General features: G+C 72.5%; 9 protein-coding genes. 5 read left to right on the plus strand and 4 right to left on the minus strand.

Annotated features, from left to right (window positions below):
- Nucleotides 1-100: 100 nt before the first annotated feature.
- Entirely contained in the window at nucleotides 101-517 is a 417-nt protein-coding gene (locus tag AB0C12_RS36900) for a roadblock/LC7 domain-containing protein (protein ID WP_212989688.1), read from the minus strand.
- Nucleotides 518-3,826, minus strand: a complete 3,309-nt coding sequence (locus AB0C12_RS36905) for a nitrate- and nitrite sensing domain-containing protein (protein ID WP_360555011.1) — start codon at nucleotides 3,824-3,826, stop codon at nucleotides 518-520.
- 297 nt (nucleotides 3,827-4,123) lie between these two features.
- Between AB0C12_RS36905 and AB0C12_RS36910 the strand changes: the two genes are divergently transcribed.
- The 3 genes from AB0C12_RS36910 to AB0C12_RS36920 are packed head-to-tail and all read left to right on the plus strand — an operon-like array spanning nucleotide 4,124 to nucleotide 7,214.
- The gene (locus tag AB0C12_RS36910) at nucleotides 4,124-4,768 is read left to right on the plus strand and encodes a hypothetical protein (protein WP_360555013.1); all 645 of its coding nucleotides are present in this window, start codon (nucleotides 4,124-4,126) and stop codon (nucleotides 4,766-4,768) included.
- A gap of 10 nt (nucleotides 4,769-4,778) precedes the next feature.
- Nucleotides 4,779-6,068, plus strand: coding sequence for a hypothetical protein (locus tag AB0C12_RS36915; protein ID WP_360555015.1), 1,290 nt, complete (start codon nucleotides 4,779-4,781; stop codon nucleotides 6,066-6,068).
- Nucleotides 6,069-6,125: 57 nt separating this feature from the next.
- Nucleotides 6,126-7,214 (plus strand): YafY family protein, encoded by a 1,089-nt coding sequence (locus AB0C12_RS36920; protein ID WP_360555016.1) that lies wholly within the window; start codon nucleotides 6,126-6,128, stop codon nucleotides 7,212-7,214.
- Here the strand turns inward: AB0C12_RS36920 and AB0C12_RS36925 are convergent.
- Together AB0C12_RS36925 and AB0C12_RS36930 are read right to left on the minus strand one after the other, a co-directional pair.
- Nucleotides 7,203-7,694 carry a hypothetical protein gene (locus AB0C12_RS36925; RefSeq protein WP_360555017.1) on the minus strand — a complete coding sequence of 164 codons (492 nt, stop codon included), beginning with the start codon at nucleotides 7,692-7,694 and terminating at the stop codon, nucleotides 7,203-7,205. The genes AB0C12_RS36920 and AB0C12_RS36925 overlap by 12 nt on opposite strands.
- A gap of 195 nt (nucleotides 7,695-7,889) precedes the next feature.
- Entirely contained in the window at nucleotides 7,890-10,124 is a 2,235-nt protein-coding gene (locus AB0C12_RS36930; RefSeq protein WP_360555019.1) for a M48 family metalloprotease, read from the minus strand.
- A 211-nt stretch (nucleotides 10,125-10,335) separates the two neighbouring features.
- Here AB0C12_RS36930 and AB0C12_RS36935 point away from each other — a divergent pair, with 211 nt between their 5' ends.
- The gene (locus tag AB0C12_RS36935; protein WP_360555020.1) at nucleotides 10,336-11,550 is read left to right on the plus strand and encodes a cytochrome P450; all 1,215 of its coding nucleotides are present in this window, start codon (nucleotides 10,336-10,338) and stop codon (nucleotides 11,548-11,550) included.
- A gap of 107 nt (nucleotides 11,551-11,657) precedes the next feature.
- Nucleotides 11,658-12,791: a hypothetical protein gene (locus AB0C12_RS36940; RefSeq protein ID WP_360555022.1), complete on the plus strand. Its 1,134-nt coding sequence runs from the start codon at nucleotides 11,658-11,660 to the stop codon at nucleotides 12,789-12,791.
- Nucleotides 12,792-12,859 lie beyond the last annotated feature (68 nt).

Genomic DNA, 12,859 nt, shown 5'->3' on the forward strand with positions numbered 1-12,859 from the left:
GTGCGGGGCCCGCAGCGGGTCGGCCCGGTGCCCGCCTTCCCAGGTGTGCGGCGCCCGCGGTTCCGCCGGCGCCGGACCCCACTCGTGCGAGGGCCGTCGGTCAGCGGGCATCGGACCCGGCAGGCCGTTCCGGCGCATCCATCGTCTGCCCGACCCGGGTGACGAGCATGGCCATCTCGTACGCGATCAGGCCCAGGTCCGCGTCGCTGGCCGCCAGCACCGCCAGGCAGGCGCCCAGCCCGGCGGCCGTGACGAAGAGGAACGCGTCCTCCATCTCGACCACGGTCTGGCGCACCGGGCCGGCCCGGAAGTGCCGGCTCGCGCCCTTGGCCAGGCTCTGGAAGCCCGCCGCCATCGCCGACAGGTGCTCGGCGTCCTCCCGGCTCAGCGCCGCCGAGGCGCCCATCATGAGCCCGTCCGCCGACAGCACCACCGCCTGCTGCGCGGAGGGCACTCGCTCGATCAGGTCGTCGAGCAGCCAGGTGAGGTTGGCACTCTGGTTTGTCGTGTATCCCACTTATGCGTCCTTATCCGGCCGGTTCTCGTGATTTTCGGGCGCGTTGTCTGTGCTGTTGTCGGATCCGGCCGCCACCGGGTCCTGCACTGCCGGGAAAATGACGGTAGCCGCCTCGGACCACATCGGCTCCCCAACCGTCTGCTGTTTGTCAGTTTCCGGACCATTGCTTGCCCGGTCGTCCGGTGCACTGCCGGCCGCCGCGGCGGCCAGTCCGGCTGCCTCGCGCCGGCCTCGGGTGGTGCCCTGCTGCAGCGCGCTCATCAGGGACCGGACCTGCTCCGGCGAACGTGACGGGGCCGCGGTCTGCTCGGCCACCGGTCCCCGCAGCTGCGGGGCGAGGCTGGCCTGACGGACGCGGCGCGGCAGCAGTGGCTCGTCGGCCTCGTCAGCTGACTGATCGTCGGCCGGCGCGTCCTTGGGCATCGCCGGGGCGACCGGGGGCATCCCCTTCCGGGCTCCAGGCACGGCCTTCGGGGCTCCGGGCACCGCTCCGGGCATCGCGTTCGGGGCTCCGGGCACCGCTTCCGGGGCGACCCGGGGCGACGGGATTCGCGGCGGCACCTGTGGCGGAGTGCCCAGCATCGCCGGACCTTCGCCGTGCCGGAGCGGGGCATCGAAACTCAGCCCATCCGAGCCGGGCCCGGTCGAACCGGAGCCGTCCAGGCCGGCACCGTCCAGGGCCGGGCCGTCCAGGCCAGGACCATCCGAGGCCGGACCGCCCACGCCCGGCACGTTGAGGCCGGCGCCGGTCAGTCCGTTGCCGTTGGTCGTCGTCCGGCCGTTCCCCGCAGATGGGAAGTCCGAGCTCAGCGACGCCGGCGGCGGCGGGTTGGCCGGCGCGGAAGAACCAGGCGCGGGGAATCCAGCGGCAGCAGACCCCGGGACAGAAGAACCAGGGACGGCGGAACCGGGCGCGCTCGCGAGACCGTCCGGCGAGGTGAGATTGGGTGGCAGCAGGGCCGGCGGGGCCGCCCGCTGACCGCTCCCCCGCCGCGGCTTCGTGCGGCGCCGCTGCACCAGCCCGTCCTCGGTCAGTCCGTCCACGACCGCGCTGGGCGCCGGGCCACCGAGCGTCGCGGCCAGCTCGGCCGGCGCGGCCACCGGGGTGTCGGGCAGGCCGAGGGTGTGCCTGCTCAGCGGCCGGGTCGGGTCGCCCACGTCGGCCCCCGTCGCGGTGGCCGGCTCGGGCCGGTCCGAACCGGGCCGCACGGTGTCGTCGGTCAGCTCGGGACCCGCGGTCGCCGTACCGTTGATGGTCACCGGGCGGCCGGTCATCGCGATCGAGCGGACCTGCTCGGTGCCCTGCCATTGCAGTGCCCCGAGGGAGCTGCGGGCCGGGTCCTCGGTGCCCGTGCCGACCAGCGGCCGGTCCCAGGACGTGTCCGGCGGGGTCGGGCCGGCCGGCAGCGCGGCCTGGCCCTGGCCGGTCGTGACCAGCTCACCGGGGATCAGCACGACCGCTGTCACGCCGCCGTAGCCGCTGGGTCGCAGCGAGACGCGGATGCCGTGCCGGTCGGCGAGCTGGGCCACCACGAACAGGCCCAACCGGGCACTGTCGGCGGGATCGAAGTCCGGCGGTTCGAGCAGCTTGCGGTTGGCCTCGGCGAGCGCCTCGGGGGACATGCCCAGGCCGCGGTCCTCGATCTCCAGCGCGTACCCGTTGGGCAGGACCTGGCCGACCACCTGGACCCGGGTCTGCGGCGGTGAGAACGACGCCGCGTTCTCCAGCAGCTCGGCCAGCAGATGGATGACGTCACCGACGGCCCGGCCCAGCACCGCCGACGACTCGGTCGAGACGATGTCGACCCGCTTGTAGTCCTCGACCTCGCTGATCGCGCCGCGGACGACGTCGATCACCGGCACCGGGTTGCGCCAGCCGCGGCCCGGGGCGGCGCCGGCCAGGATCACCAGGTCCTCGGCGTGCCGGCGCATGCGGGTGGCGAGGTGGTCGACGCGGTACAGGTCCTCGAGCTCGTCCGGCTCGGTCTCGCGCCGCTCCATCTTGTCCAGCAGGGCCAGCTGGCGGTGCAGCAGGGTCTGGCTGCGCCGGGCGATGTTGAGGAAGACCTCGTTGATGCCGCGGCGGACGTTCGCCTCCTCGACCGCTGACTGCACGGCCGTGCGCTGGACCTCGTTGAACGCGCGGCCCAGCTGACCGATCTCGTCCCGGCCGTACTCCAGGGGTGGCGTCTCGACCTCGACGTCGACGGCCTCGCCGCGTTGCAGGCGCTTGACCACCGTCGGCAGTCGCTCGCCGGCCATCTCCAGGGCCTCGCCGCGCAGCCGGGTCAGCCGGCCGACCATGGACCGGCCGACCCGCACCGACACGATGATCGAGATGATGAAGGCGATCAGACCGAGCAGGCCGGCCAGGCCGAGGCGGACCAGCACGTCCACGGCGACCGGCCGGGCGTCGCCGGGCAGCGCCGCGACGGCGTTGACCTCGAACGCGGTCAGCTGCTGGGTCGCCGTGTCGAACGTGGGCCGCCACTCCGCCGCGGTGATCGGCAGCGCGGTGCCGGGCCGGCTGTCGCTGAGCAGCTCGTCCTGCAGCTCGCTGAGCCGGCTGAACGACGCGCCGGTGCTGAGCTTCTGGTATGCCGTGCGGTCCTGCGCGGGCAGGTCGGTGACGCCCTCGGCGAGCAGGAAGCGGGACATGCTGATCGCCTGCACCAGGTCGTTGCGGGCGGGCGCGCTGAGCTCGCCGGCCGCCAGCGCGCCGCCGACCAGGGAGTTGGTCCGGCTGAGGTAGTCCTGGCCGCGGGCGATGGTGACCACCGCGCGGATCTTGCGGTCGATCCGCTCGTCGCCGAAGGCCGCGGTGGCGACGAACATCCGGAAACCGGACTCCACCATGCTGTTGTAGAGGTTCTGCGCGCCGAGCGCGTCGACCTCGCGGCGGTCGATGTGCTGCCTGTTCTCGTTCAGGCCGTCGAGGTCGGAGACCAGCTGCCGGATGCGGGTGCGCAGCACGTCGTCGGCGGCGTCCTGGGCATCGGCGCTGCCCGCCGAGCGGCGGAAATCCGCGGCCGCGCGGTCGGTCGAGGCGCGCTGGGCGACCAGCGCGGGCGGGACGGCCTGGTCGTCCGACAGGTACGCGACAGAGAGCCGCCGTTCCAGCTGGAGCTGACCGACCAGCCGCTCACCGGGCGAGCCGACCTTGTCGACCAGGGTCTGCGCCGAGAGCAGCTTCAACGCCGGGCCGGCGGTCACGCCCGTGGCGAAGACCCACAGCGCCAGCAGGGCGGTCAGCGGGACCGCGGCGAGCGCGATGATCTTCGAACGGATCGACCAGTTGCGGGTTCGCATCAGACTCCGCCCGAGGGGATTACAGGACCGTCGGCACGCTGAACCGGGTGACCACGGACGAGGGATTGACGGCCGTTGACATCGGTGCTGCGTGCGCCTCCGGCAGAATACGGAATGGATGCGCTCCCAGCCACCTCGCCGGTGTGCCATGGATCTCCACAAAGCACCCGCCAAGTGGTCGAAGCGGCCCGGGCCCGCGCTCAGACGCGCGCGAGGAGGATTTCACCCCGGCACCTGGAATCGGATTGATGACCCTGGTTGAGTGGGCATACCTCCGGGTGAAGAAGGAGGAACGCCATGTCCGCTTGGCTCACCATCGTCCTGATCATCGTCGTGCTGGTGATCGTCGCCGCGATTCTGCTCGCGGTGCGGGCCGGCCGCCGCAAGAAGCTGCAGCAGACCTTCGGGCCCGAGTACGACCGTGTCGTCGCCGACGCCGACAGCCGTACCGATGCCGAGCGTGAACTGCGCGAGCGCGAGAAGCGGCATGCCGAGCTCGAGCTCAAGCCGCTGTCCGCCGAGTCCAAGGCGAAGTACTCGGTGGCCTGGGAAGAGGTGCAGATCCAGTTCGTGGACGCGCCCGAGACCGCCGTGTCGACCGCCGACGAGCTGACCACCCGGCTCATCGCCGAGCGCGGCTACCCGACCGGCGACTACGACGACCAGCTCGCCACCCTCTCCGTCGAGCACGCCCGCACGCTCGAGCACTACCGCGACGCCCACGCCATCAGCGAGCGCAGCAAGAACGGCCAGGCGGACACCGAGGACCTGCGGCAGGCGCTGGTCCACTACCGTGCCCTCTTCGCCGACCTGCTCGGCGAGAACCCGGTCCGCAGCGAGGGCGCGAGCACCCCGGCGGACGAGCCCAAGGTCCCCAACCAGCAGATCAACAACCACGACAGCGACGTCGCGGGCTCCCGTCCCGACGCCACGAGCCGCTGAGGAGCCGACCATGCGTTTCTTCTCCAACGACGCGCGCGAGTCCAGCGATGACCAGGCCCAGGACGACGGGCCCGAGCGGGTACGGTCCGAGCCGGTGGCCGTACCGAACCAGCGGCCGCCGTCGCCCTGGTCGAACACCCCGCCCGCAGCCGACGACCGCACCCCAGCCGACAGCACGGCAGCCGACCCGGACCGGGACGGCGTCGTGGACCAGGAGGTCGATGACGTGACCCGCCGCGAGGACACCGACCCGCCGCCGTTCCACGAGCCGAGCCCGCAGCCGACCGCGTTCGGCGCGTCGACCGTCGGCGGCGCGGTGGCGGCGTCGGCCATGGCCAACCCGACCAACGACCGGTGGGACGCGACCGACCGCGACTCGGCCGCCGACACCGGCGTCGGCGACGACGCCAACGTCGCCCCGGGCGACGGCGTGGTCAACTCGGCCGCGGACCCCCACCCCGGCCACGGCACGGTCACCGCCCCCGACACCGTCCCGGCCACCTGGACCGCCGAGGACACCCGCGACGGACGCGACCGCACCGATCCGGACGACGTGGTGGACGTTCCGCTCGACGACACGAGCGACACCGGCCCCGGTGCGGTCTCCGCGCGGTCCGGCGACCTCCCCGACCTCGACGGCGACGGCAACCGGGACGACTCGGTCACCACCTTCGACGACCAGGCCCCGGCGACGTCCGCCGCGCTCAAGGACGAGGGCGGCTTCGACGACCCCAAGGCCGTCGACCCCGCCACCGAGACTTCCCTCGAGAGCGCCGCCTCGGACGGCAACACCGCCGACGCCACTCCACTCAAGGACGACGCCCCGCTCAAGGACGACGGTGGCTTCGACGACCCCAAGGCCGTCGACCCGGCCACGGGTACGCCGATCGACAGCACGCCGCCCGCCGAAGCGGCCGTCCCGGTTGTCGCTGCCGCGACCGCCGGCAGCTCGACTCCGGTCGCCGGCAGCTCGGCTCCGGTCGCAGGCAGCTCGGCTCCGGTCGCCGGCAGCTCGGCTTCGGTCGCAGGCAGCTCGGCGGAGAAGTCCGGCGGCCTGTTCGACCAGGACGACGCCCGGACGTTCCAGGAGCGGTGGCGTGACGTGCAGCTGCGTTTCGTCGACAGCCCCAAGGACGCCGCCGGCGACGCCGCGAAGCTGGTCGACGAGGCCGTCGAGAAGCTCTCCGCCAGCCTGCGCTCGCAGCGTGAAGGCCTGAACAACGACACCGAGGACACCGAGCAGCTGCGCGTGCAGCTGCGCGGCTACCGGGACATGCTGAACCGCATCCTCAGCCTCTGACCCCGTCCGCATCCCGGCCGCGTGCTCACCGCACGCGGCCGGTGCCATGCTGGGCGGATGCGCGCGTCCCGGCTGCTCTCCCTGCTGCTGTTGCTGCAGAACCGCGGGCGGATGACCGCCCAGGAACTCGCCACCGAGCTCGAGGTCTCGGTCCGGACGGTCTACCGCGACGTCGAGTCGCTCGGCGCGTCCGGTGTGCCGGTCTACGCCGACCGCGGCCCGGCCGGCGGCTACCAGCTGCTCGACGGCTACCGCACCCGGCTGACCGGCCTCACCGGCGACGAGGCCGGCACGCTGTTCCTGGCCGGGATGCCAGGCCCGGCTGCGGAACTGGGCCTCGGGTCGGTGCTGGCGGCCGCGCAGCTCAAGCTGCGGGCGTCGCTGCCGGGTGAGCTGGCCGACCGGGCAGACCGGGTACGCGAACGCTTCCACCTGGACGCGCCGGGCTGGTTCCGCGCCGACGAGCCGACTCCGCACCTGGCCACGGTGGCGGACGCGGTGTGGCGGGCCCGCATGATCGAGGTCCGCTACCGGCGCTGGAAGGCGCCTCGCGAGGTGAACCGGACGCTGTCTCCGCTGGGCGTCGTGCTGAAGGCGGGACGCTGGTATCTGGTGGCCGGATCCAAGGAGCGGGTCGCGGCGTACCGGGTGGTGAACATCCTCGACGCCGAACTGCTCGACGAGCCGGCCCACCGACCGGCTGACTTTGATCTGGCCCGGTTCTGGCAGGAGTGGACCGAGCAGTACGAACGCGGCGTCTACCGGGCGCAGGCGACCGTACGGATGACGACCGAGGCCCTCGACCGGATGGCGTACGTCTTCCCGCCGGAGATGGCGCGGGCGGCCCGGGCCTGCGCGGGGCCGGCCGGGGACGACGGGTGGCTGACCACGACAGTGCCGATCGAATCGGTGCGGCACGGGCATATCGAGTTGTTGAAACTGGGGGCGGAGGCGGAGGTGCTCGATCCGCCGGAGCTGCGGGAATGCTTCGCGGAGACGGCCCGCGGTCTGAGCCGCACGTATCTCTCCGCGGCTCCGCCTTCCGTTGCTTCTTCGGACGGGTTTTCCGTTGCTTCTTCTTCGGACAGCGCGAAGCCCGGGCCGCTCGGGCCCGGGCTCCGGGTGGGTCAGTCGTCAGACGATTGAGGCGTCGCTCGCGGTCTGCTCAATCTTCGGGTCGGTCGGCGGCTGTGGCGGCACGTCCGGGTCCTCGTCGGTCGGCGGCGGATCGTCCGGCGGGGTCGTCGACTCCGTCGGCGGGGTCGTCTCGTTGTCGCCGGGATCCGGCGTCTCCGAGGAGGCCGGGTCGGTCGGTGACGTCGGCGGCTTTTCCGAATCGGACGGCGACGGCGACGGCGACTTCGTCGTGGCCGGGCGGGCGTTCTTGGTCCGGGTGAGCGGTTGGGTGTTCGACTTCGGCTCGGTACGGATCGCCTCGGCCTCGGTCGGTGCGTCGCCCGCACCGGAACCGCCGCGGGGCGCGTCCACGTTGTTCTGCACGGATGTCACGGCGGGCGGACGCTCAGGCGACAACGTCACCTGACCGAACTGCACGCCGAGCCACATTGCCGGTCCGAGGCCGATCGCGACGATGGCCCCGAAGAGCGCCATTGGTCCCCGTTCCATAGCGCCCCTCCCCCCTGTCAGTGACGATCATCGCCGCTTCGAGTGGCCTTCATCTACCCAATTCGGCGAAGGGTAAGCGAACGAACATGGCACCCATGATGACCCCTGGTGACAAGTTCGTGACTCATCCCGTCGGAATGACGTCTCTATCTTCACCACGGACGCCGGCGATCAACGGTTCAGCCGGCCCGGCAACTATCTGGTACGGGACAGGAACGCTACGGCGTCGTCGAGCGCGGCCCAGCCACCCGGCAGCTCGTCGGAGTCCAGCGCCGTCCGCACGCTGAGCGTCCCGCCGTCCCGCAGGCTCAGATCCCAGCTCCGACGCCGCGTCCGAGTGGCGCCGGCCACCTCGGCGAACGGCACGAACCGGCTGCCCGGCGCGGTCTCGTCGCGCTGCGGCACATCAGCGGCCGCGAACCGGGCGAGCCGTCGCTTGGCCGAGCCGTTCTGCGAACGGGGCAGACCTGGCACGAGGAACAGTCCGGTGTCGACAATGAGCAGGTCGGTCCGGGCGCCGTCGACGATCAGATTGACCACGCCGCCGACGACCTCGGGCCGGGTCTGTGCGGTGTCCGCACCGGCCACGGCGGCGGGATCGATGCGCAGCTCAGCGAGCCGTTCCCGGGCGGTGGCGACCGTCGCGGGGTCACTGGCCAGTGCGGCGAGGCCACCGAGATCGAGGTGGGCACCGTCGGCGGCGATGAGCTCGGCGTTGCCGGTCCAGCTGTGCCGCCAGCGGGCGGCCCCGCTGCGCAACGCGGCCAGGGCGAGAAGCAGGGTGACGAGCTCGGCCACGCGGGCGGCGGTCTCGTCGGCGGGGAGGCCGGCGAAGACTGATTCGGCGGCCTTGTGCAGCCGGCCGTCGGCGGCGAGGTCAAGAACATCGGCGGCCGTCCCGACGGGCACGGCGGCGGCGCGGGAGATGGTGGCCAGGGCGGCGTCGGCCTCCCGTTGCATCTCGACCGTGCGGGCGGCACCGAAGAAGGAGTCCCAATCGACGGTGGTGCGGCCCTGCGCCGGGAAGGCGACCCCTTGCAGCGCCCGTCCGAGTCCGGGCAGGTCGGGAACCAGGTCTCCGGCCGGGGCGCCGAGATCGAACCCGGCCGGTTGCGGATCGTCCACACCGGCCGGCGCGGCCTTTACCTTGTCGGGCTCAGATGCGGCTTCCCCATCGGGCTTGGTCACGGCGGTCGAGGCTCCCGCCGAGGAATCCGGCTGACCTGCGGTGACGGGCAACGCGCTGAATGCCGGATCCGGCGATGCATCATCGTCGCCCACCGCCTTGACGGGCGACTCCATCGGCTTCCCGGCTTCGTCGGTTTCCGCACCGCCGGTGCTCGGCCGACCGTCGGTGCCCGGCTCCCCGCCGGCGCCCGGCCCGCCTGCGGTAACCGGCCCGCCCGTGCTCAGCCCGGCCGTGGTCATCGAGGCGCTGGAGGTCGAGGCCGCCGCGCCGACCAACTCCGGCTCTCGCTCGTCCGCGCCAGGCGTTCGTGGCGTGACGACCTGGGCCGCGCTCAGTGCCGCGAGCCGATCGGAGACCGGCGGATGGGTGTCCCAAGTGGACGGAACGCCCGGGTCGCGGGCACGCAGCACCGCCACGTCGTCCGCCCGGGCCGCCAGCACCCGGAGGAAGCCGCCGAACAGGTCGTCCGGCACGTGGCCCGCCTGCCAGCCCGGACCCAGATACTCGGCGTGGAAGATCCGTTGCAGAGCATCCAGCGCGGGTAGGTCGCGCAGCACCGCGGTGGCGGCAGGACGGCCGGCGTACTCGGCGGCGATCTGGTCGGCGGTCAGCTCCTGGGCCCGGCTGAACGGTGCGTCGATCCGGCGGTACCACTTCGCGTACGTCCGCAGCAGTGGACCGGCGGGATTGCGCGGCGGGATGCGCGGCACCGTTCGGCCCACCGCCACCCGGCCGCGGTAGGCGAGGGGCGCGAGGCGGCCCAGGCGCGGCGAGAAGTGGCCGAGCTCGTGGGCCGCGACCGCGCGCAGATGTGCCTCGTCCCACGCCTGGAGCAGGGGCAGGCCGAGGTACAGGTCGCGTCGGCCGCCGAGCAGGCCGAGCAGGCGGGTGCGCTCGATGATCTTCGCGGCCGCGTCGGCGACGATCGTCACCCGATCGGGCGTGCGCGTGCCGGCGGCCGCCGCGGCGCCGTCGAGCAGCTCCCACAGGCGCGGGGCGTCCGCGCGGGTCACCGGGATGCCGACCGGCTCCGGGCGGCGCGTGTGCAGGGCGCGCCAGGTCGCATACGCCATCACGCCGACCGTCGCGATGCAGACCGGGACGCCGAGGCGCAGAGCGGCCGCGCCGGGCAGCATCGAGAGCAGCAGCAGGACCGGCACCACGACCAGCGCGAGCTGCAGTGCCGCGACGAGCAGGAACCCGGCCAGCGCGGTCGCCGATGCCAGCACCCTCTTCTGCACGCGGCTAGCCTAGGGCGCGCCTACGACGACGCCATGGCCGCCGCTCCGCCGGACGGTCACGATTGAGCCCCGAACAAGGGCGGTGACGTGCGCGGATCCGGCGTGTCGGCCCGCCGTACCGGTAAGAAGATTTAAGGAAGATTTCGGGACGTTCACGCCGGCGACACAACGCCGCCGTTTCGGCGGCGGCCTCGTGGGGATCCACGACCGCATGACTGACCTTGATCAGACTCTCGTGGCCGGCATCAAGGGCTACGCCTGGCTGCCCGATCTCCGCCGCCGGCATCACGGCCGGCCCGTGCCGCTGCGGGTGCTGGGCCGGCGGGCGGTGGCGGTCTGCGGACCGGAGGCCGTGCGGTTCTTCTACGACGAGAGCCACCTCGAGCGGCACTCTGCTCTGCCGCCTCCGGTCGTGGCCACGCTGTTCGGCAAGGGCGCGGTGCACACGCTCGACGGGGAGGCGCACCGGCACCGCAAGGCGCTGTTCGTCGCGCTGCTGATGAACGACGGCGTCGACGTGTTGGCCAAACTGGTCGGCGAGTCGTTCGACGAGGCGGCGGAGAGCTGGCGCGGCCGGTCGCCGGTGACTCTCTTCGACGAGTCGGCCCTGGTCATCGCCCGCGCGGTGACCCGGTGGACCGGCATCCCCGTCACTGACGACGAGCTGCCGAAACTGGCCGCCGACCTGGTCGCGATGGTGGACGGCTTCGCGACCCCGGGCCCACGGCATTGGCGCGCCCTGGCGGCCCGCCGCCGGCGCGAGCGCTGGCTGGCCACAAAGATCGAGGGGGTACGCAGCGGCGACGTCATCGCACCGGCCGACGCGGCGATCACCACGATCGCGCACTTCCGCGAGGACGGCGAGCCGCTCGAGCCCCGTACGGCGGCCGTGGAACTGATCAACATCATCCGTCCGGCGACGGCGGTCGCGTGGTTCGTCGCGTTCAGCGCGCACGCCCTGGACAGCTGGCCGCAGCACCGCCGCCCGTTGCGGGACGGCGACGACGAGTTCACCGCGGCCTTCGTGCACGAGGTGCGCCGCTTCTACCCGTTCGCCCCGTTCCTCGGCGGCCGGGCGATCGCCGACCTGACCTTCGCCGGCGAGCACATCCCGAAGGGCGCCCTGGTGCTGCTCGATGTCTACGGCCAGAACCATGATCACCTGCTCTTCCCTCAGCCGTACGAATTCCGTCCGGAGCGTTTCGTGGACCGGCCGATCGGCGACTTCGACCTGATCCCGCAGGGTGGCGGCGATCCCCGCACGGGTCACCGCTGCCCGGGCGAACGGATCACGGTCGCCCTGCTGGGCACCCTGGTGCAACGGCTGGCCCGGCTCGACTACTACCTGCCCCCGCAGGACCTGAGCATCAACCTGAGCCGGATCCCGGCCCGGCCGGCCAGCGACGTGCAAATCGTAGTTCCGTGAACCAGGAGGGACCTCTTACGAGGTCCTTACGGTCAGGCCGCACACCTCGCGCCGACCATCGACAGCTGTGACGCTGATGGGCATCCCACCTATCGAGGGAGATGTCCATGGGGGCGATGAGGCGTGCGCCGTTGGTGGCGGTGGTCGGAGCGATCACCGTCAGCCTGGCCGGTGCGGTGCCGGCCGAGGCGGCGGTGACCTGGCGGACAGCGGCGGAACCGCCACTGAAACCGGCGAGCCGGCTGGTCGACGTGAGCGCGACCGGGCCGGCTGACGCCTGGGCGGTGGGATATCAGGACAACGCGTACGGGCGCATTCCGGTCCAGCCGGCTGCCCTGGTGCGGTGGAACGGCAGGACGTGGTCGGAGAGCCTCCTGCCCGCGCCGTTCGACTCACCGGAGGCGGTGAGCGCGGTGGATCCCTCGAACGTGTGGGCGGTCGGGCAGGACGACAGGCAGTCGCCGTACGCGGCTCGCTGGGACGGCACGGCCTGGCAGGGCATTGCGGCGGCCGATCAGGGCCGGTTCAGCGACGTGGCGGCCCGCAACGGCAAGCCGCTGATCGTCGGCGCCCGGCGTGCGGGTGGAGCTCTCGTCATGGAGTGGGACGGTCAGCGTTTGCGCGAGGTGGTCGTGCCGGGCAGTGACAGGTGGAGCGGGGGTCTGCAGGCGGTGGCGACCGCACCGGCCGGTGCCGCGTTCGCGGTCGGCTCCTGGCACGTCGACGACGCCGGTTACCCGGAACCACTGATCGTGCAGCGCACCGGCGGCACCTGGCGGGTGGCGACGCTGCCGAAGGTGCAGAGTGCCCGGCTGACCGGCGTGCACGCGCGTTCGGCCACCGACGCGTGGGCGGTCGGAACCATCGAGTACGACTCGTCTCGGCCGAAGCCGCTGATCATGCACTGGGATGGTGTCTCGTGGCAGCGCGTGGCCGCACCGACGGAGTCGGCCAATCTGTGGGCCGTCGGCGGGGACCCGGCCGGAAATCTGTGGGTGACCGGAAGCAACCCGACCGAGCCGTACGGGGTGTCGTATCCGGGGTCGCTGTTCCTGCGCTACCAGGGCAAGAAGTGGAGCGTGGTCTACGGGCCGAAGGTTCGGGCCGACAATCCGTTCTGGGCGGCGGACCCGTTCCTCTCGGCGGTGGAGAACATTCCGGGGACGTCGGCGTTCTGGGGAGTCGGGACGGTTTCGGATCCGGCGAAGGACCACGTCGCCCTGGTGGAGCGGATCGGCTGACGCCTTGGCCGGGGTTCTCCCCGGCTGGGCAAGAGCCAGCGGGCCGATCCCCCAGCTGGGGATGGGTC

Source organism: Actinoplanes sp. NPDC048967, assembly GCF_040649415.1.
In the GTDB taxonomy this organism is placed as follows: Bacteria; Actinomycetota; Actinomycetes; order Mycobacteriales; family Micromonosporaceae; genus Actinoplanes.

Bases quoted from the DNA above. Each gene is read 5' to 3' on its own strand.
- AB0C12_RS36935 (WP_360555020.1), top strand. From the start codon at position 10,336: ATGACTGACCTTGATCAGACTCTCGTGGCCGGCATCAAGGGCTACGCC.
- AB0C12_RS36910 (WP_360555013.1), top strand. From the start codon at position 4,124: ATGTCCGCTTGGCTCACCATCGTCCTGATCATCGTCGTGCTGGTGATC.
- AB0C12_RS36905 (WP_360555011.1), bottom strand. From the start codon at position 3,826: ATGCGAACCCGCAACTGGTCGATCCGTTCGAAGATCATCGCGCTCGCC.
- AB0C12_RS36940 (WP_360555022.1), top strand. From the start codon at position 11,658: ATGGGGGCGATGAGGCGTGCGCCGTTGGTGGCGGTGGTCGGAGCGATC.
- AB0C12_RS36915 (WP_360555015.1), top strand. From the start codon at position 4,779: ATGCGTTTCTTCTCCAACGACGCGCGCGAGTCCAGCGATGACCAGGCC.
- AB0C12_RS36925 (WP_360555017.1), bottom strand. From the start codon at position 7,694: ATGGAACGGGGACCAATGGCGCTCTTCGGGGCCATCGTCGCGATCGGC.
- AB0C12_RS36920 (WP_360555016.1), top strand. From the start codon at position 6,126: ATGCGCGCGTCCCGGCTGCTCTCCCTGCTGCTGTTGCTGCAGAACCGC.